This is a genomic window from Chryseobacterium artocarpi, from assembly GCF_001684975.1.
Lineage (GTDB): Bacteria > Bacteroidota > Bacteroidia > Flavobacteriales > Weeksellaceae > Chryseobacterium > Chryseobacterium artocarpi.
This window is the reverse complement of sequence record NZ_MAYH01000034.1, coordinates 79,810-100,644: the sequence shown is the minus strand read 5'-3', so window position 1 is coordinate 100,644 and position 20,835 is coordinate 79,810. Positions and strand designations below refer to the sequence as shown.

Below are 20,835 nucleotides of genomic sequence, written 5' to 3'. Positions count from 1 at the left end.
TGTGAAACAAAGTTAAAAATTATTTTAATTCATGCTTAAAAATTTTTTTCTTTAGACTATTTTTGCAAATTGCAAGCCAAAGAAATAGAATTTATGCAGATTTCAGAAAAGTACAATCCACAGGAAACAGAACAAAAATGGTACAATTACTGGTTGGAAAACAAATATTTCCACTCAGAGCCTAATGACAAACCACCATATACCATTGTAATTCCACCACCAAACGTGACGGGAATATTACACATGGGACATATGTTGAACAATACCATCCAAGATGTTCTGGTCCGTCGTGCAAGAATGCGCGGGTTTAATGCTTGTTGGATTCCGGGAACAGATCACGCTTCCATTGCTACCGAAGCTAAAGTTGTTGCTAAATTGAAGTCTGAAGGAGTCAATAAGTCAGACATTACCCGTGAACAATTCCTTGAGCACGCTTGGGAATGGACTAATAAATACGGAGGAACAATCCTTGAACAGCTTAAAAAATTAGGTTGCTCTTGTGATTGGGACAGAACCCGTTTTACAATGGAAGACAAGCTTTCACAGCAGGTTATCAAAAGCTTTGTAGATCTTTATAATAAAGGATTAATCTACAGAGGTTACAGAATGGTAAACTGGGATCCGGAAGCAAAAACCAATATTTCAGATGAAGAGGTAATATTTAAAGAGCAGAACGGAAAATTATATTTCCTTAAATATAAGATTGAAGGTTCAGAAGAGTTCCTTTCAGTAGCCACTACACGTCCTGAAACCATTTTTGGGGATACTGCGGTGTGTATCAATCCTAATGATGAGAGATATGCTCACTTAAAAGGTAAAAATGTAATTGTACCAATTGTTGATAGAGTAATTCCTATCATTGAAGATGAATATGTTGACATTGAGTTTGGAACAGGTGCTTTAAAAATCACTCCTGCACACGATATTAATGACTACGAAATCGGACAGAAATATCAGTTAAAGATGATTGATTCTTTGGATGATGACGGAAATCTTAACGAATATGGTTTACATTATGCCGGAAAAAACAGATTTGATGTAAGAAAACAAATCGCAAAAGAATTAGAAGAAAAAGATCTTTTATTAAAGGCGGAAGACTACGTAAATAAAGTAGGTACTTCCGAAAGAACCGGAGCTGTTATTGAACCGAAAGTTTCAGTACAATGGTTCCTTAAAATGTCTGAAATCGCTAAACCTGCTTTAGATGTAGTGATGGATGATGAGGTGAAGTTCTATCCTGAGAAGTTTAAGAATACTTACAAGCACTGGATGGAGAACATCCGCGACTGGAATATTTCACGTCAGCTTTGGTGGGGACAACAGATTCCTGCGTATTACTATGGTACAGGAGATGAAGATTTTGTAGTAGCTGAAACAAAAGAAGAAGCTTTAGAATTAGCAAAACAAAAAACAGGAAATCAGGATTTAACAATAGAAGGGCTTAGACAGGATGATGACGCACTAGATACATGGTTCTCTTCATGGTTGTGGCCAATGTCTGTATTCGATGGATTACTTGATCCTGAAAATAAAGATATCAATTATTACTATCCAACTTCTGACCTGGTAACAGGACCGGATATTATTTTCTTCTGGGTAGCTAGAATGATCATGGCTGGATTGGAATACAGAAAAGAAGTTCCTTTCAAAAATGTTTACTTCACAGGAATTGTAAGAGATAAGCAGAGAAGAAAGATGTCAAAATCTTTAGGAAACTCTCCGGATCCTCTTGAGTTAATGGATAAGTATGGTGCTGATGGTGTTCGTGTAGGAATTCTATTAAGTTCTGCAGCAGGAAATGACCTTCTTTTTGATGAAGATCTGATGCTTCAGGGAAGAAACTTTATGACGAAGATCTGGAATGCATTCCGTCTGATCAACATGTGGAATCATGAAGATAAACCAGCAATAGCTACAGACAACCAGGCAATAGAATGGTTTGAAAATAAATTAAATAAAACAATCGCTGAAATTAATGATCAGTTTGAGAAATTCAGAATTTCTGATGCTCTTCACTTGATCTATAAATTAATTTGGGATGATTTTTGCGGTTGGTATCTTGAAGCGATCAAGCCTAACTACGGAGAAGGTATTTCTAAAGAAGTGTATAATAAAACAATATACTTCTTTGAAGAACTGATGAAATTACTTCATCCTTTCATGCCTTTCTTAACGGAAGAATTATGGCAGACGATTTCAGAAAGAAGCATTGAGGAAGCTTTAATGATTGCTCAACAGAAAGAAGCAGGTGCATTTGACGAAGCAATTATTAAAAACTTTGAAACGGCAGCAGAACTCATCTCCGGAGTTAGAAATTACCGTCAGACAAAAGGTATTTCACCAAGAGAAGCAGCTGAAATATATACCAACGCCTCTGAATTTGCTAATGAAGCAGTAATAAGAAAACTTGCTAACGTTTCTGAAATCCATTTTGGGCAGAAAACAGATAAGCCAAGCTTTACATTCCTGGTTGGAGCAACGGAAGTTTCAATTCCTTTAAGTGAAAACCTTGATTTAGGAGAAGAAAAAACTAAAACTGAAGAAGAATTAAAATATCTGAAAGGATTCTTAATTTCAGTAGATAAAAAACTTTCCAACGAAAAGTTTGTTGCGAATGCAAAACCTGAAATTGTAGAGGTAGAGCGTAAGAAACAAAAAGATGCTCTTGATAAGATTGCAATCTTGGAAGAGAAGCTGAAAAGTTTGTAAATTTAAAATAGGCAATACGTTTGTCTTAATATCAGGCTGGGTACAGATGAAAACTTGTATCCAGCCTGATGGTTTAAAGAAAAGAAATAAAATGACACATATAGAAAACATAAAAAAACTATTCTCGAGAGACTTTGTAGAAAGTCCGTTGTTAGAAAGTTTTGAAGTAGGAAAAATCTATCTTTCCAGTGGAAAATTAGTTGCCTGTGATCCTTTGATCACAAATGATATGCTCCCTTTTTCTACAGAATTTCCTAAAGGAGAATTTTCTGTTACCTTACATAAAGAAAGAGAAAGCAATTGTGTAGCGTATGCGGAAATTGTTTTCAATGCCAAAGAAATCGTAGATTGGAAGTTAGCAACTACCGCAGGGCAGAATATCAAAGAGCTTGCTGAAGAAGAAGTTTTCGGTTATCCTGTAGAAAGTGGAATGGGATGCTTTATGGATGTTGATACTCAAAACAGTCTTAATGAGCTGGAGCAAAAACTTTATCATAACAAAGGAGGTGACTTTATGGGAATCTATGAAGAATTTTTCCATGAATATTTCTTTGATGAAAACGGAGCGATAGATCAATATGCATTTTTAAAACCTTCAGAATCACACCCTGGAACTATATTTGCTTTTGAGACCGGATACGGAGAAGGTTTTTATGCCAGCTATATAGCTTATGATAAGGATAAATCTCCTGTAAAGATAATTACTGAATTTATTGAAATTAGTTAAGTAAAATTAGTTATTTTTGAAAGTAGAATTTTTGTCTGTTATTAATTTAAAAACTACATAAAACACAATGAATTTCTCATCAGAACAACCCAAAATTATTGTTGTAGGCAGTTCTTCAATAGATCTGGTTTTAGAAACCGATAAACTTCCTTTACCTAATGAAACTGTATTAGCAGTGAATTCAGACAGTTATTTTGGAGGAAAAGGAGCTAATCAGGCAGTAGGTACAGCAAGACTTGGAGCGAGTGTTTACTTCGTTGGTTGTGTAGGAATGGATCCCTTGGGACAACAGATTATGAGAAATCTTGTGGGTGAAAATGTGAATGTGGGTTTTGTTCATGAAACAGATAAAGAATCTACTGGCACAGCTTATGTAACTACATGTGAAGGGAATGCTGCGATTGTAGTAGTTCCTGCCGCTAATAAATATCTTAGTAAGTCTCATATTGATGAAGCGGATCGTTATTTCCATACAGCAGATTTAGTATTGGTACAACTTGAGGTTTCCATGGAAGTGGTAGAGTATACGGTGAAAAAAGCTAAGAAATATGGTAAAAAAGTAGGTTTATATGCATCTCCGGCAATGAGAGTTAGCGAAGAAATTATTGAAAACGTTGATTTTATAGTGGCAAAAAGCAGTGAACTGTATATTATTTTTGGTGAAGAGCAACGAGAAGAAGTACTTAGAAAGTATTTTAATAAGGTTTTCGTAAGAGATGATACGAATTCAACCATTTATTTTGATGGTACTGAAATGAAATATTACAGAAATAATAACGAAAATGCAGTCTATAAAATGGGAATGGGAGACGCATTTACTTCAGGATTTGCTATTGCACTTTGTCATGGAAATTCCGTGGAAGAATGTGTAAAGTTCGGAAATGAAGTTTCATCAAGAGTTTCCAGAGGTAAAGGATCGCAAACAGGATTGCCAAGAATTTCAGATTTCCTGTCTTAAAGCTATTTACGACATATTAAAAGTTCAAAACTTAACATAAAAAGATATAGAAAATGTCCACTTTTATAGTGGATTTTTTCTTTTTATCCTATGGAAAAACTAATACTGACCACAGAAGACCATGCCTCTCTCTCTGTTCATCTTTTTCACCCTGAAAAAAATAACAGAAAACTATTGCTGATTAACTCTGCGACAGGTGTAAAACAACAGGTATACTTTTCCTTTGCCAAATATTTTTCTGAACAAGGATTTACTGTAATCACTTATGATTATAGAGGAATAGGACTTTCCAAACCTAAAGAAATGAAAGGATTTCAAGGGTCTATGAGGATTTGGGGCTCTCGGGATTTTAAAACTTTAACTCAATATATCAAAACTCACTTTTCCGAATATAGAAAATATTGTTTAGGACATTCTGTAGGCGCATTGATTTTGGGAATGAATAAAGATTCGGAAATGTTTGAAGAGTTTGTATTCGTAGGAACTCAGAATGCGTTTGTCGGTAATCTGAGATTGAAAACTAAAATAGAAGCTTATCTGGGATTCGGAATTGTTCAGCCTTTAACTACTTCTTTATTAGGGTATTTTCCGGCAAATTGGTTTGGGCTTGGAGAAAGTCTTCCAAAAAATTGTGCATATGACTGGAGAACCTTAATTTTAAACAAGAAATCAACCAACCGGTTGTTGGAGAAAATTGATGATTATTCTAAAAATTTAACACAAAAAGTCTTTGTGATCCGGGCTGAAGATGATGTATGGCTTACTGAAAAAGGAGTATTAAGCTTACTGAATAATACATATCCCAACCTTAAACCTACCTATAGACTTGTAAAAACTTCCGAATCTGAGAAAAAAGAAATTGGACATGTTAATTTTTTTAGAAGCTACAATCATAAACTCTGGGATATTATTTTAAATGAATTGATAGATAAATGAAAAGTACCATTGAAAACACCGTAGAATTTGTAAAAGAAAAATTAGAAGGAGCAGAAGCTGGACACGATTGGTTCCATATTGAAAGAGTCTGGAAGCTGGCAAAAAAAATAGGAGAAACAGAAAATTGTGATCAGGATGTAGTAGAATTATCTGCATTATTACATGATATTGCTGATCCTAAATTTCACAACGGAGATGAGACGATAGCTCCAAGAATATCAAGAGAGTTTTTAGAATCACAAAATGTTCCCAACGAAACTATTGAAAAAGTTTTATTTGTTATCGAAAATATATCATTTAAAAATAGAGGAAATGCTCCGGTAAATCCATCTCTGGAATTGCAGATTGTACAGGATGCAGACCGAATTGATGCCATTGGAGCCATAGGAATTGCAAGAACATTTAACTTCGGCGGATTCAAGAATAATCCAATGCACGATCCCGCAGTGCAGCCAAGTTTGAATATGTCTAAAGAAGAGTATAAAAAATCAAACGGAACGACGATTAATCATTTCTATGAGAAATTATTACTTCTGAAAGATCTGATGAATACTGAAAAAGGAAAAAAAATGGCCGAAGAAAGACATGATTATATGCTGAATTTCCTCGACCAGTTTTATAAAGAATGGAATGTAGACTAAAAAATATTATATCCAAAAATTAAAGAAAAAGATTTAATATCTGCATGCGGTAGATCCTTATCCAATATATTGCTGCGGGTATTAAATCTTGCTTCTAAACTATATTTACTGTTATAGTTATAGCCTACTCCAAAAGAAGCATTTCTGAAACTTTGAGTAGATGCCAATTCTAATTTATCAAATAAAAATCCGTCATAATCTACATCTATAGAAGATGGAGAACTTGTTTTTATAGTAAAGACATTGATGCTGGCATTTACAAATATCTTTGATTTATCATTGATATACATATAATGTCTTACCCCTAGAGGAATACTGATAGATGAATAACTATCCATTGTTATATTATACAGATTGTCATTCGTACGAACGGTTGTTTTCTTATTGGAATACTGAGAAAATGTAGGTTCGAGAATAACAGACCATTTATTTCTGTTGAAAGGAAGAATGAGCTCTGCTTCCACACCAATCCTAAAATTAGTTTTTGATGACGCAAGTTCAGGAGAAGGATAAGACTCTTCCAATTTTAAAGGAGAATAAAAATTAACTCCGGGTCTTATATTGAGATTAAGCTTCACTTCTTTTTTCTTAGTGGAAACAGCTACTTCAGACGGACTGTTTGAATTTACTGCTGTTTTACCATTATATTCAGTGAAAATTCTTGTTAAGCTGGATGTAGAATATTGTGTCCTGTCTACCTTAGAAAGTGTGCTTGTATCATCCGCAAAAAGAGCTTTCAACTGATCCAGATACTCATCATTGGTTGCAACTAATGATTTATTACCATCCAATAAATATTTTTTATAGATCAAAGGCTTTATAACAGAATCTGAATCAGAATAAAAATATCTGGTAATATGACCTTTATAAGTGTATAATCTCTTATTTCCAGAGGCAATTTCCTTTAAAAATACTGAACTTTTAACAAGTTTAGGCTCTTTATTATGAGTCAGGCTGGCAATATCATCTGAAGAGTAATCTATGTCCCCATTATAGGTAATATACTTTACCTCATTATAAACCCCAAATTCTTTGATATTAGATGGAATACCAGTGGATTCCTGAGCGTTATCATCTTTTTTGTAGCTGAACGAATCCGGATTACTTACCCATCCTTTGTTTTTGATAAGTACTTCTGTTTTTATATTATCATTATTAATAATGTAACCTTTTTCGTATTTTACTTGAGCATAGATAGAAGTTATGCTCAAAAAAGCAAATACTGAAAATGCGTTTTTCATGGTTATTAAAATTTGACGGCAAATATAAATAAAATATAGATTAAGTATCTTTGTAAAATATGACACTGATTATTTTTATAATATTTCTAGCTTCAGTTTTGTCTTTAATGTTGTTTAAGGTCAAATCAGGAAGGATGGCAAAATGGGCAAGACTGTTTCGCATTGTGACAGTGGTTTCCTCAATCTCTGTTTTTACGTATTGGTTTATCAAAAAAAGTGCAGTGGCATTTGTGGATAATTCTGTAGGATTACAGGTTATCAATAAGCTTCCACAAGCATTGGATTTCTATCTTATTAATGTAAATAAAATTGATAATAATACAATACTGGAGCCTAAGCATATAGGAAAAGTACGTCCGGAATATTATCGAATAGAATACCTGAAAATGGATAAGTCTGATGAATATTGGATTGTCGGTTATCTTGGGAAAAAGAATCTGGTATACTTTTCCCAGCATTCAGTTCCCAATAAGAATATAGATCAGATTGTGGAAGTACAGAATTATATTAATCAGAGTATGAAGCTTTCTGAGGCTGCAAAAAAGCAGGTGGATGCCTATAATTATGAAAATACCAAGCTTGGAATCTGGATTACATTGGATTTTCTCCTTTTATTCCTGAATCTGGTATTGCTTTTAAAGAGAAATAAATAGTAAATTTATATAATGCTCTCGCAGATTTTGCTGATCGTAGATGTTTTATCAGTCTACTTTAATTGGTGAAATCTGCGAGAGTTTTTTATTAAGGATAATCAAGAATCTGCATGATTCTTTCCTTGAATTCTTCGGGACAATTCTTTATGATCTTGTCTTTACTTTGATTGCTGATTTGTTGAGGTTCCAGCCATTCAGTTTTGTTGGAATTTAAACTGTGGTTATCATATACTCTTTTTATGGTGTGATTCTCATAAAAGGTATATTCATCACCAAGCCAATTGCCCGCAACACTGATTTTACAAATTTCCTTTTCCATGATATTAATTTTTTTAAGTATACCAGATTCTTTACAATATGGTATACTCTAATGTAAATATTTTTCCAATAAGAAAAGGCGTTTGTTACTAGCTGAAGGTTAAATTAAAATGAATCTATTTAATTTTTTTATTGTTGAATAATTATTGTTTTTAAATAATATTTATCAATTTTTTCTAAAAAAGAGTACCCGTACTTTCAGTTGCCATTTGAGGAATATGGATATCAGTTTTCCATTCCTCATTCATTTTTTTAATAAAATAAGCAGAGAGTAGAGGAGATGCTTTTTCAACATTTTGATGAACGAAGAAATAAAGGTTTTGCAATCCATCCTTTTTCCATTGAGTAAGATGTTTCATCCAGTCATCCAATCTGTCATAATCACTTTCTGCATTGGCTCCAACATAACGGATAAATGCATTAGGTGTTGTAAGACGCATATGAAGCATATCTCTTCTTCCGGCTGTATCCACGATGATATTCGTGATATTATTGGCTTCAAAGAGCTCGCAAGTGGTATTTAAGATATCCTCGTTAGTAAACCATTCCGTATTTCTAAGCTCTATAGCAAGAGGAACTTCTTTAGGCCATTCTTTTACAAATTTTTCCAGCCTGTCATAATCTTTTGGCTTAAAATTATCGTGAAGTTGAAGAAAAGCCATACCCAATTTTTCATCAAAATTCATTACAGCTGATGCAAAATGGGTAACAGGTTCAGTAACGTCAATTAATCTTCTGAAGTGTGATACTGTATTGGTGATCTTAGGGAAGAATTTAAAGTCAGCTGGAGTTTTTTCCTTCCATGTTTTTACCTGATCCGGAGTTGGCATTCCATAGAAGGTGGCATTCAGCTCAATAGAATTAAACTGAGTAGCATAATAAGTCAGTTCGTCCTTGGTTCCTCTGGGATAAAATCCCTTAAGATCCGTTTTATTCCACTTGGCACATCCGATAGAGATGTTTTCCAATCCTTTTTTATTAAGACTTAAAATCTCTTTGGTTTTGGAATGATCCTTTGGAAGAGTAAAATCTATCTTTGAAGGATCTTCTACTTGTCCGAATTTCATATCTGTAATTTTGTAGTGTTAAACAATCAACACAAATATAAACCAAAAAAATCATAGAAAGTTCTATGATTTTTGGTGAAAAGAGTTGTATTGAAAAGGATTATTTCTTGATAATTTTCTCTGTTGTTTCTGATTTTTCTGTTGTAATTTTCATAAAATAAAGAGCGCTTGGATAGCTTGAAAGATCAATTTTTACTGCTTTCTGATTGAAGTTCTGATTAAAAATAATTCTTTGCTGGCTATCAATAAGCTTAATGTTTTTTACAGGATATTCTGAGTTGATTTGTAAGATGTCTTTTACAGGGTTCGGGAAAACTTTAGTTTGAGGTGTATTCGTTTTTAGATTAGCTGTAGATAAAGTCGCCCCACAATTCGTGGTAAAGTTGATATCAGGATATGAAGTTTGAAAATCACTTAATTGCGCATCATCTACACAAACAGATAAGTTAGAATTATAGTTCATGAATTCCCAGAAACTTTCTAGAGATCCGTTTCTAAGGTTTACATATGTTAGTTCTGGCATGTTAACAAGAGCGACTGCTCCAAGATGAGGTGATGTGGAAAAATCAAGATGAGTAATCTGTAGACAAATATTGAAATAAACGTTTTTTAAATTAACATTCCCGGAAGTATTGACTTGTGTAAGTAAAAACAGAGCTGAAAGTGATAATGATTCTAAGTTTGAATTATTGGAAATATTGAGTGAAGTAAGAAGGTGATTGTAAGACAAAGTTAAGGATTGTAATGCTGAACAATCTTTCGTATCCAGTGTTGAAATTTTTGTTGAGCTTACAGAGATCTCTTTGAATCCGGTACATTGCGTAAGATTAATTTCTTGTAAATTAGGGAACTTATCTGCTAAAGAGGTTCCTATTGTTAAATATTGTAGCCCTGGGCAGTTTTCCAAATCAAGCTTTCTTAAATCACTATTGTAATCAAATTGAAAACTGGTTAATGCTGTACAGTTTTTAGTGATAAGATTCTGAAGATGATCAGCACCTGTTGTACCATCAGTATAATGACGGTTGGCTCTTAAAGTATGCAGATGAGAAAGGTTACTTACGTTTACGGTATTCATATAACCACAGCTGTTCGTAATATCAATGTTTTCCAAAGCCTGTGCTGAACTGAAATTCACATTGTTGGATATTTTTTGATTAAATGCCTTTAAAACTTTAAGTTTTGGAAGACCCGCAAGATTTAATGATGTTACCTTACCAAAATAAATACCGGATGTAGTATTGTATCCATATCTGTTATAAAATGAACAGTCTAATTCCTCAAGGTTAATTAATCCTGCCGTACTGAAATCAATAGACGCAGCATTTAAACCCATTATTTTCTTTAAAGCTGAGCAGCCGTTAAGGTTTACTGAAGAAAAATAAGCGCCATTTGTTTCATAATGATCCGTATTAGCAATGATCTCCTCCAAATTTGTACAATTATTGACTATAAGTTCAATATTTTGTTCATTAACGCTGCTGTTTCCCACAACTGAAACCTTTGTTAAAGAAGTAAGATTGGGTACCGAAATTTTAGATAAGAACTTACAGGAATTAAATGTTAAAGTACTGACATTAGTGTTTTGGATATATAGTTCTCTCAGTTCAGTATTATCGATAACTAAGTAGCTGTTAGTTAACTGAATATTTTTGATGCTTAAACTATTTTCAGGTGAATACCAAGGATTTCCTGAAGCCTGATAAGCAATCACATCATTTATATCCTGAATTCCTGGACAGTTATCAAATGAAAGATTTATCGCAGCAGCAGTATATTGCCCTGATTGAGAGAAATCATAATAGAAAGGTCTTCCTTGTACCTTCTTTATCTTTCCATGATTCGTGAAGCTGATATTAGCAGCTTTTGTATTCCAGAAGTAAAGTTCTTCAAGATTGGAAAAAAGTAAAGCATCTGAAATACTATTGGGAAGGTGACTGTCGTAATAAGTCGTATTGATATTTCCAGGGTCAGATCTATTGCCATTGGGATCAATATACATTTCATCGCTGATCTTAATATTCAATATTTTTACCTGCTGTGCCTCTGAAAGTTGGATTTCACCATCCCCGTTTTGATCTATAGCAATAGAGTTTCCATTGAAATCTTTTACAATCTCATTTGTAGTATTTGAACTTAAAAGAAGAGCTTTGAATTTCGAATCTGTAAAATTGAGATTCTGCGAGTAAGCTATGGATGCACAGCTTACAGATAGTGTAAGTAGAATTTTTTTCATGATTTTAGTTTTTTCATTTATCGGATTTTAATCAAGTGTTTTTAAATTAATTTCCAGTGTGACAAAGATAGTTAATTTTTAAATTTTTGAGCATTTAAAAGATTTTATCTTGTTTTTTTTGATTTAAATAGAGGTGAAATTCAATTTTTATAGAAAAAATATTGGAATGATTTTATTATTTGTATTAAGTTTTTTTTAAGGAAATCTTAAACATTGTGTTACATAATGTTAATTTTATGTTACCATACTTCATATTTAGTAGATATACTTTTACACCAAGTTTTTAGAAGAAAAAATATGAAGAAAAAAATAATCTGTGCTTTTGCTTTATTATCTTTTGGTTTTGCATTCTCACAGGAAACCAGTTCTAAAATTTTTGGAAGATTAAAAGGAATTTCTTCCGAAGTCACCGTAAAGGTAGTGCATATTCCTACCAACAGTACCTTTGAAACTAAAACCAACAGCAAAGGACAATACAGTTTGGATAATCTTCAGCCGGGAGGACCTTATAAAATTGAGATTTCCGACGGATCACAGATTATTTATGAAAACCCCGCTCTTCAGCTTTCTTTAGGGAATAATGATTTGCCCATAGTGGAAATAGGAAATAAAGAAAAGACCATTGATGAGGTTAAAATTACCTCAAAAAGGACTGCCGTAAAAAACGGAGTAGGAATCAGTCAGGCACAAATTTCAGGATTACCTAATATCAATCGTGGTATTCAGGATGTCACAAAACTAGTTCCTCAAAGTGCCAACAATTCATTCAACGGAACAAATTTCCGCTACAATAACGTTACAATCGATGGTTCTATTAATAATGATGCCATTGGTTTCAGCCCTTCATTAGGTGGGCAGACGGGAACTTCAGGAATGCCTGGAAGTAGTACGCGTTCCAATTCTATCAGTTTGGATGCTATTCAGGATGTACAGGTGTATATCGCTCCTTATGATGTGAAACTTGGAAATTTCCTTGGCGGAAGTATCAATGCCGTTACCCGAAGTGGAAGTAATGAGGTTACCGGATCTCTTTATACCTACGGAAGAAATGCAGCAATTACAGGAAACAACAGGGTAGGAGATAATTCAAAAATGCCAAAGGATTTCTCTGACTTTATCTATGGAGGGCGAGTAGGATTACCAGTGGTGAGAGACAAAGTATTCTTATTCACGAATCTGGAATATACCAAAAGAACAGATCCTATTTTTTATAATGCCGGTGATCCAAATGCTTTGATTGATCAGACTGTTGCTCAGCAGATTTCAGATTTTGTGCAGAAGAAATATGGTTTCAATGTAGGAAGCTTTAATCAATACAATAACTTCTCCGAAAGTTCTAAGCTTTTCAATAAGTTAGATTGGAAAATTAATGACCAACATACATTATCGATTAAAAACAATACGGTATTTTCTCAGGCATCCAATTTAGAGAGGGATGGTGCCAATTTCCGGTTCTCAAGCATGGATTTTGTTCAAAAGAATACCGCTTCTACTACAACCCTTGAGTTGAAAAGCCGTTTTAACGATAAATGGAATAATAATTTAGTCGTAGGATATTCCTCAATTCATGATTACAGAGACCCTACTTCCGCAAATGCTATGTTCCCACAGGTTGAAATTACCCATAACGGAGGAACTATTCTATTAGGAAATGACAGGGAGGCAACTGTTTTCAATATGAAACAGAAAACTTTTGAAATTACAGATAACCTTACTTATAAAACAGGACATCATACCTTTTTACTAGGAACACACAATGAACTATACAATATCAATTACGGTTTTGTAAATGCCCTGAACGGAAGAATATCCTATAAAAGTTTAAATGATTTTTATAATGGAACTCCTGCAAGAATAAGAGGTACCTATCCTTTTAACGGAGAAAGCAGACAAACTCTTTTTGACAATCCTTATGCTCAGTATAAAGTGAATCTTCTTTCACTATATCTTCAGGATGAAATTAATTGGGGTAGAGTAAGACTGTCACCAGGAATCAGAGTAGATTACACTGATTTACCAAACAAACCGCAACTAAGCCCATTGGTGAACAGCTCACCTCAGGATCCTAATTATGGAAATACTTATAATTATACTCCATTGAGCCAGCTTACCAATACTTATCTTAATAAACCAACATTATCTCCAAGACTTGGATTTACTATTGATGTTACAGAAGACAGATCTATGGTGTTGAGAGGAGGTTCAGGAATCTTTGTAGGAAGAATTCCATTTGCATGGTTAGGATATGCTTATTATAATGACGGGGTAGGTTTCGGAAGCTATGATTATAATGCTCCAACTGCAGCGCAACTCGCGGCTAATGGAGATCCTTTAGTAGGTTCCAATTTCTCTAAATGGCAAAATTCTTCAAAAGTACAGGTGGATCTTATTGATAATAATTTCAAAATGCCACGAGTTTGGAGAAGTTCACTGGCATTCGATTATACGCTTGGCGGATATAAACTTACACTGGAAGGTATTTATACTAAGGTTCTTTATGATCTGAAATTCCAACAGGTGAATAAAACGGATAATGTGACCTATTACAGCTATGATGTGAATCACGAAATGCCAATCTATACAACGAATATCAACAGTAAGTTTTCAAATGCATACCTTTTATCCAATACAAAAGAAGGATACCGTTATAACCTGACGGCTCAGATTTCAAAATCATATAGCTTCGGATTTAATTTCTTCGCTGCTTATACTTATGGAGATGCAAAAGATATTACAAACGGAATCCGAAATTCAATGGAAAGTAACTGGCAGATGAATCAGTCTTTGACTCCGAATGATCCTAAGTTAACAACTTCCAATTTCGCTATCAAAAATAGAATTGTTGCTAATCTCGGATATGCTTTTAATATTTCCAATTCAAATAAACTGTATACTAATGTGTACTTTAATGCTCAATCAGGAAATCCATTCTCTTGGGGATTTGTAAACAGTACTATTGCTAATACGGGGCAGGCTGCAGGTCTTGCTTATGTGTTTAAAGATGCTGCCGAAGCTGCGAAATATATTGTTCCTATTAAAGACGGATCAGGAAATATTTTAGTAACGGCTCAGCAACAGATTGCAGATTATGAGAACTTTGTCAATAATAACGATTATCTGAAATCCAGAAGAGGTACGTTTACAGAAAGAAACGGAGATACAACTCCTTGGAATGTTCAGGCTGATATCAGAATTATGGACGAAATCAGATTGAGTGAAAAATCAAAGAGCAATATTCAGATTTCTTTGAGCATCATCAATTTTACCAATTTATTAAACAAAAACTGGGGTAAAGTATACTTTGTACCAAATACCTTTAACTCTACAGCAAGTGTAGGCTTAACGAAAGTAGGAAATGTAGCTGCGGGGCAACCTGCTGCAGGAGACCCAACTTACAACTTTAAAACCCCAGGGTTACCTTATACAATCGATCAGTTTGCTTCAAGATTTCAAGCACAGTTAGGAGTTAGATATAATTTTTAATTACTGCTTTATTTTACTTTTATACAATTCTTTCATAGGTTCGGATTTTCTTTCCGGACCTTTTTTATAGATAATAAGTAATGAAGGAAGTAATGATGTTAAATATCTATTCTTTTTTGTAAATAATCATCGGTGAATAAATATAGAAATTGATCAATCTATTTATAGTTATTAGTTTTTGTAATTCAATAGAAACGGGCTTTAGCCCGTTCTATAATTAAATTATATATCCAACGGCTTTAGCCAAAACTTATAAAGCTAAAAAACGACAAAAGCACACCTTTCGGTATGCTTTTGTAAATATAGAGTGTTTATTACTTGATCTTATGCTTCACAGCTTGAACATGATACAAAGTTCACCATCATTTCTTTTGAAACAGAAGAACTTCTTTGATAGTAAAGAGTTTTTACTCCTTTTTTCCAAGCTTCAATGTATAGATAGTTTACATCTTTTACTGGCATTGTAGAAGGAATCTGAAGGTTTAGAGATTGAGCCTGATCAATGTACTGTTGTCTCTGTGCTGCCTGTGAAATGATTTCCATAGGAGAGATTTCCTTAAACGTTTTGAATACTGCTTTTTCTTCAGGAGTAAGTTCGTTCAGGTGTTGTACAGAGCCATGGTTCAACATGATAGTTCTCCATGTTTCCTCATTATCTAAACCTTTTTCTTTCAATAGTTTTGCCAGGTATTTGTTCTTACGCATAAAGTTTCCTTTCGCAAGACCTGCCTTATAATAGTTTGATGAGAAAGGCTCGATTCCCGGAGAAGTTTGCCCTAAGATTGCAGAACTTGAAGTAGTAGGAGCAATAGCCATTGTAGTGGTATTTCTTAATCCGTATCCTTTCAGTACATCTGGTTCTCCATAGATGTTAGCTAGTTCTCTTGAAGCCTGCTCAGCCTGTTCTTTAATGTGTCTGAAAGCTCTTGCATTGAATTGAGTCGCCTCAAAGCTTTCAAACGGAATCATATTTTTCTGTAGGTAAGAGTGGTATCCTAAAACTCCTAATCCTAGCGCTCTGTGACGCATTGCGAAGTTTCTTGCTCCCTGTAAGTAGTAGTTTCCTTCAGTTTTATCAATAAATTCTGATAATACAGCATCAAGGAAGTATACTGCTAATTTAACGGCATCTGTATCTTTCCACTCATCATATAGTTCAAGGTTCATAGAAGATAGACAGCAGATGAATGATTCTTCCATTGTAGAAGGAAGCATGATCTCAGAACAAAGGTTACTTGCGTTTACCGTCATTCCAAGGTCTTTGTATACCTGAGGTTTGTTTCTGTTTACGTTATCAGTGAAGAAAATATAAGGAAGACCTTTTTGCTGACGGCTTTCTAATACTCTTGCCCAAACTTTACGTTTGTCCATATCACCATCAATCATATCCTGCATCCAATAATCCGGTACACATACTCCGGTGAACAGGTTCTGAATCGGGCTACCGATATCTTTGATTGATAGGAATTCTTCAATATCTCCGTGGTCAATATCTAAATAAGCAGCAAATGCACCTCTTCTTACTCCTCCTTGAGAAACAACATCCATTGCCGTATCAAAAAGTTTCATGAAGGAAACAGCTCCTGAAGACTTTCCGTTATCCGTTACGGCTGTACCTCTGTTTCTAAGCTCTCCAAAATAACCTGAAGTACCACCTCCGATTTTAGTCTGCATGATTACTTCACCCATTTTATGAGTAATTCCTTCAATGCTGTCCGGAATGTGAGCGTTAAAACAAGAGATAGGAAGACCTCTTTCAGTTCCCATATTAGCCCATACAGGAGAAGAGAAACTGATCCATCCTTTTGTGATCATTTCCTTGAAAGCCGGCTGAAGTTCAGGTTTGTATAACCTTTTTGCAGCAGCTGTAGTGATTCTGTCGATAGCTCCGTCTACCGTTTCACCTTTCAACAGATATCCTCTGTTCAGCATTTGCTCAGACTCCTCGTTGAGCCACCATATATTTGAATTTTGCTCTTCCATAGATGTTATATTTTCGAATTCCGGGATGAGATGATCGCCCCGGAATTTTGTTTTTTTATATTATTGGTTGTAAAATTTCGACTTTATGAGAGTCATTCAGTCCACTTTCATCTCTCAATCTTTGAAATTCCTTAAAAGACGGAACATTCAAAACTTCATGCTGAACTTCTTCATTGATATAGTTTGAATAATGTACAAAAGTAACACCGTCTTCCTTTACATAGACTTTATATTCAAATGTGGTTTGATCCAGATTTTTGAAATCATTCAAAAACTTTTGAATATTTGCCTTATTTGCAGGAACAAATTCAGGATTTACGGTATAGCTTACAATTACATTAATCATATTTTATCTTTGTGTTATTAAAAGCTTAGTGTTCTTGAAAAATAATAAATTTATTCATCATACAAAAACGCTAATACGGTGTGCTTTGACGCTCGCTTCGCTCGCGCTTTTACAATTTATATTAGAATAAATCGTTTGCCGTAATACTCTTATCGTGTTTTGTGTAATCTACAGGTCTTTTTGCAAAGAAATCATCCAGAGAATTCGCGAAAACTTCCTCTTCGAACCATACCATTGGTCTGTATTGTTCAGGAGTGATGTTGTATCTTGTTTTCATGTTGATTTTCTTCAAGCTGTCGTCTACACGATATTTCATGAAGTTCAATAAGTCTTCTTTAGATACATTGTCGATTTCTCCAAGTTCAAAAATCCAGCTAAGAATATCACCTTCTCTTGCAATAGATTCATCCACAAGGGTGTATATATCTTCAATATCGCTGTCTGTTAATAGATCAGGTTGTTCCTCACGGATTTTGTTGATTAAGTAGATTCCTGCATTAGCGTGAATTTGCTCATCTACAGAAGTCCATGCGATAATGTTAGAAACATTTTTCATGAATCCTTTGAATCTTGTGAAAGAAAGGATGATTGCAAACTGAGAGAAAAGAGAAACGTTTTCTACTAAGATACTGAATAGTAATAATGCAGAAACGTATTCTTTAGGTGTAGCAGAGTTAGCATGTTTTAACGCATTTCCAAGGAACTCAATTCTACCTTTTACAGCAGGAATTTCAATTACATTAAGGAATTCGTCATTATATCCTAATACCTCCAATAAACGGGAATATGCTTCAGAATGACGGAACTCACATTCTGCAAAAGTAGATCCTAATCCATTGAATTCCGGTTTCGGAAGGTGGTTGTATAAATTCCCCCAGAATGTCTTTACAGACACCTCGATCTGTGCAATGGCTAAAAGCGCATTTTTCACAGCATGCTTTTCATGTGGTTCCAACTGCGAATGAAAATCTTGTACATCTGCAGTAAAGTCCACTTCCGAATGTACCCAGAACGATTTGTTGATCGCTTCCACGAATTGAAGGACCTCCGGGTATTCAAATGGCTTATAACTTACTCTCTTATCAAAAATTCCCATATTAAAATATCTTTATAATTAAATAATTCAGATCTATGTGGATAACGTTCAGAAAATGTATAACTTTTTGTTTTTGTGATGGTTGTGAATTTAAGTTATTCACATTCTAAGTTTGTGCTTCTGATCAGAATCTAAATACAAAGTTCGAAAAAAAGAACTGATTTTGAAAGAGGTAAATACTAATAGGCTGACTTTTAGCTGTAAAAGTTTTCCACATTTACATGAAACAGGCTCGAATAATAGGCTAGGCAGCTTTCTTGGGGATAAATACATGGAAAACTTAAGTTACCGTTAAACAAAAAATGGTAAAATGCTTTAAATAAAGGATAAAGTCATTAAACAAAAAAATATTTGAATAAATTTTCATTCTTGTAACAATTTGAAAATATCATCTACTTATTGGGTATAAAACATAGATCACTTAATGTTAGTAATTCAGGATTTACATAAATCATACGATACGGGAAAAAGCAAACTTCATGTTCTGAAGGGAATCAATCTGAATATCTCAGAAGGCGAGTTTGTATCTATTATGGGAAGTTCCGGTTCCGGAAAGTCTACGCTTCTTAATATCATTGGGATTTTGGATGAAAAAGATTCAGGAACCTATGAATTGGACGGTGTTCCGATAGAGCACTTATCCGAGGTGAAAGCTGCGGAGTACAGAAGTAAATTTTTAGGATTTATTTTTCAGTCCTTTAACCTGATCAATTATAAAACTGCTTTAGAAAATGTAGCGCTGCCTTTATATTATCAAAATGTCCCGAGGAAAGAACGTAACCAGAAAGCAATGGAGTATCTGGAAAAAGTAGGTCTTGCACAATGGGCAAATCACCTTCCCAGTGAACTTTCAGGTGGACAGAAACAAAGAGTTGCTATTGCCAGAGCTTTGATTACAGATCCAAAAGTGGTACTGGCGGATGAGCCTACCGGAGCATTGGATTCAAAAACGACACATGATATTATGAAGCTTCTTCAGGATATTAATAATGAAGGAAAAACAATCATCGTTGTAACCCACGAACCGGATGTTGCTGCACAGACAAAACGAAACGTTGTTTTGAAGGACGGAATCATTGAAAGTGATGAGTTTATTAAGCAGATTGTGCTTTAAACAATTTGAAAATTTGAAAATGAGATAATTTGAAAATTAAATGATTTTAATTTTTCAATCTTTTAATACTAATAAAAATGTTTGACCTAGATCGTTGGCAGGAAATATTCAGTTCTATCCGTAGTAATGTACTTCGGACGGTGCTTTCAGGGTTTACGGTGGCTTTGGGCTTATTTATATTCATTGTTCTTTTCGGAATAGGGAAAGGGCTTCAGAACGCTTTCTCGGAAGGGTTTTCAGGAGATGCTAAAAACCTGATTACAATTTCTACAGGGAAGACTACTTTAGCTTATAAAGGTTTACAGTCTGAACGTACCGTAACCATGAATAATGATGATTATGATTTTCTGGTCAATGCAGAAAAGAAAAACGTTGGAGCAGCCAGCCCAAGGTATAATGCCAGTCTCATGGTAAAATACGGTAAAGAAAGCGGAATCTATCAGGTGCATGGGGCTGAACCTGGCGAGCAGATCATTGAAAACAGAAAAATGATTGATGGGCGTTACATTACTCCCAGAGATCTTGAAGGAAAACAGAATGTTGCTGTAATCGGAAGAATGGTTCAAAGAGACTTGATTAAAAACGGAAGTCCGGTTGGGAAAGAATTGGATATCAACGGAACCATGTTTAAAGTTGTAGGTGTATTCTCTGATGACGGTGGAGACTGGGATGAAAGACATATTACCGTTCCGATTACGACTTTACAGCAAATGAAGAAAGGTTCTGATACGGTAAATATTGCCTACATCACATATAGTGATAAAATGACTCCTCAGGAAGCTATTAAATATGGTGATGAGCTGAAGGATAAATTAAAATCAAGAAAAAGTGTTTCTCCTGACGATGAAAACGGTGTTCGTGTCTGGAATAATGCCAAAAACATGAACGATACTTTTACCTTCATGGCAGTTCTTACAGCTATTGTTGGTTTTATCGGGATGGGAACATTACTGGCGGGAATTATCGGGATCAGTAACATCATGGTGTATATCGTAAAAGAAAGAACCAAAGAAATAGGAGTGCGAAAAGCCATTGGTGCAAAACCAAGAGGAATTGTAGCGCTTATTGTTCAGGAAAGTGTTGTGATTACTGTGATCTCCGGTATTGTAGGAATTGCAGTCGGTGTTTTAACATTAAGCATGATTGGTGACAGCCTTGAAGAGTTTTTCATTAAAAGTCCGAGTGTAGGATGGGGTGAGATCTTTATGGCATTTATAGCATTGGTTTTCTCTGGGTTTATAGCAGGATTTGTGCCGGCTTACAGAGCTTCAAAGATCAAACCTATTGAAGCGTTGAGAACAGAGTAATGTATATCATTTATAACTAA

General features: G+C 34.5%; 16 protein-coding genes. 9 read left to right on the top strand and 7 right to left on the bottom strand.

Annotation, left to right across the window (positions count from 1 at the left end; genetic code table 11):
- The first annotated feature begins 93 nt into the window (after window positions 1-93).
- The 5 genes from BBI01_RS12015 to BBI01_RS11995 all read left to right on the top strand — a co-directional run bounded on the left by BBI01_RS12015 (window position 94) and on the right by BBI01_RS11995 (window position 5,971).
- Window positions 94-2,709, top strand: coding sequence for a valine--tRNA ligase (locus tag BBI01_RS12015; protein WP_065394924.1), 2,616 nt, complete (start codon window positions 94-96; stop codon window positions 2,707-2,709).
- A 91-nt stretch (window positions 2,710-2,800) separates the two neighbouring features.
- Complete coding sequence (locus BBI01_RS12010) at window positions 2,801-3,436, top strand: DUF4241 domain-containing protein (RefSeq protein ID WP_065395401.1); 636 nt, start codon at window positions 2,801-2,803, stop codon at window positions 3,434-3,436.
- A 67-nt stretch (window positions 3,437-3,503) separates the two neighbouring features.
- Complete coding sequence (locus BBI01_RS12005) at window positions 3,504-4,394, top strand: ribokinase (RefSeq protein WP_065394923.1); 891 nt, start codon at window positions 3,504-3,506, stop codon at window positions 4,392-4,394.
- Window positions 4,395-4,484: 90 nt separating this feature from the next.
- Window positions 4,485-5,330, top strand: coding sequence for an alpha/beta hydrolase family protein (locus tag BBI01_RS12000; RefSeq protein WP_065394922.1), 846 nt, complete (start codon window positions 4,485-4,487; stop codon window positions 5,328-5,330).
- Window positions 5,327-5,971 carry an HD domain-containing protein gene (locus BBI01_RS11995; RefSeq protein WP_065394921.1) on the top strand — a complete coding sequence of 215 codons (645 nt, stop codon included), beginning with the start codon at window positions 5,327-5,329 and terminating at the stop codon, window positions 5,969-5,971. The genes BBI01_RS12000 and BBI01_RS11995 overlap by 4 nt, the downstream gene beginning before the upstream one ends.
- On the opposite strand, the gene BBI01_RS11990 is transcribed toward BBI01_RS11995, so the two are convergent.
- Complete coding sequence (locus tag BBI01_RS11990) at window positions 5,968-7,212, bottom strand: porin family protein (RefSeq protein WP_065394920.1); 1,245 nt, start codon at window positions 7,210-7,212, stop codon at window positions 5,968-5,970. The genes BBI01_RS11995 and BBI01_RS11990 overlap by 4 nt on opposite strands.
- 134 nt (window positions 7,213-7,346) lie before the next feature.
- Between BBI01_RS11990 and BBI01_RS11985 the strand changes: the two genes are divergently transcribed.
- Complete coding sequence (locus tag BBI01_RS11985) at window positions 7,347-7,865, top strand: hypothetical protein (protein ID WP_065395400.1); 519 nt, start codon at window positions 7,347-7,349, stop codon at window positions 7,863-7,865.
- Between the two features lie 88 nt (window positions 7,866-7,953).
- On the opposite strand, the gene BBI01_RS11980 is transcribed toward BBI01_RS11985, so the two are convergent.
- The 3 genes from BBI01_RS11980 to BBI01_RS11970 form a co-directional block, all read right to left on the bottom strand.
- Window positions 7,954-8,184 carry a hypothetical protein gene (locus tag BBI01_RS11980; RefSeq protein ID WP_065394919.1) on the bottom strand — a complete coding sequence of 77 codons (231 nt, stop codon included), beginning with the start codon at window positions 8,182-8,184 and terminating at the stop codon, window positions 7,954-7,956.
- A 175-nt stretch (window positions 8,185-8,359) separates the two neighbouring features.
- Window positions 8,360-9,250: a DUF72 domain-containing protein gene (locus BBI01_RS11975; protein ID WP_065394918.1), complete on the bottom strand. Its 891-nt coding sequence runs from the start codon at window positions 9,248-9,250 to the stop codon at window positions 8,360-8,362.
- Window positions 9,251-9,350: 100 nt separating this feature from the next.
- Window positions 9,351-11,486, bottom strand: coding sequence for a T9SS type A sorting domain-containing protein (locus BBI01_RS11970; RefSeq protein WP_065394917.1), 2,136 nt, complete (start codon window positions 11,484-11,486; stop codon window positions 9,351-9,353).
- 297 nt (window positions 11,487-11,783) lie between these two features.
- Here BBI01_RS11970 and BBI01_RS11965 point away from each other — a divergent pair, with 297 nt between their 5' ends.
- Entirely contained in the window at window positions 11,784-14,969 is a 3,186-nt protein-coding gene (locus BBI01_RS11965) for a TonB-dependent receptor (RefSeq protein WP_065394916.1), read from the top strand.
- Window positions 14,970-15,293: 324 nt separating this feature from the next.
- Here the strand turns inward: BBI01_RS11965 and BBI01_RS11960 are convergent, their stop codons facing one another.
- The 3 genes from BBI01_RS11960 to BBI01_RS11950 form a co-directional block, all read right to left on the bottom strand.
- The gene (locus tag BBI01_RS11960) at window positions 15,294-16,952 is read right to left on the bottom strand and encodes a ribonucleoside-diphosphate reductase subunit alpha (protein ID WP_065394915.1); all 1,659 of its coding nucleotides are present in this window, start codon (window positions 16,950-16,952) and stop codon (window positions 15,294-15,296) included.
- 55 nt (window positions 16,953-17,007) lie between these two features.
- Entirely contained in the window at window positions 17,008-17,298 is a 291-nt protein-coding gene (locus tag BBI01_RS11955) for a hypothetical protein (RefSeq protein ID WP_065394914.1), read from the bottom strand.
- 121 nt (window positions 17,299-17,419) lie between these two features.
- Window positions 17,420-18,394, bottom strand: a complete 975-nt coding sequence (locus BBI01_RS11950; RefSeq protein WP_041461620.1) for a ribonucleotide-diphosphate reductase subunit beta — start codon at window positions 18,392-18,394, stop codon at window positions 17,420-17,422.
- A 424-nt stretch (window positions 18,395-18,818) separates the two neighbouring features.
- Here BBI01_RS11950 and BBI01_RS11945 point away from each other — a divergent pair, with 424 nt between their 5' ends.
- Both BBI01_RS11945 and BBI01_RS11940 read left to right on the top strand, forming a co-directional pair.
- A complete protein-coding gene (locus BBI01_RS11945) occupies window positions 18,819-19,508 on the top strand; it encodes an ABC transporter ATP-binding protein (RefSeq protein WP_065394913.1) in 690 nt (229 codons plus the stop codon).
- Window positions 19,509-19,585: 77 nt separating this feature from the next.
- Entirely contained in the window at window positions 19,586-20,815 is a 1,230-nt protein-coding gene (locus BBI01_RS11940; protein ID WP_065394912.1) for an ABC transporter permease, read from the top strand.
- Window positions 20,816-20,835 lie beyond the last annotated feature (20 nt).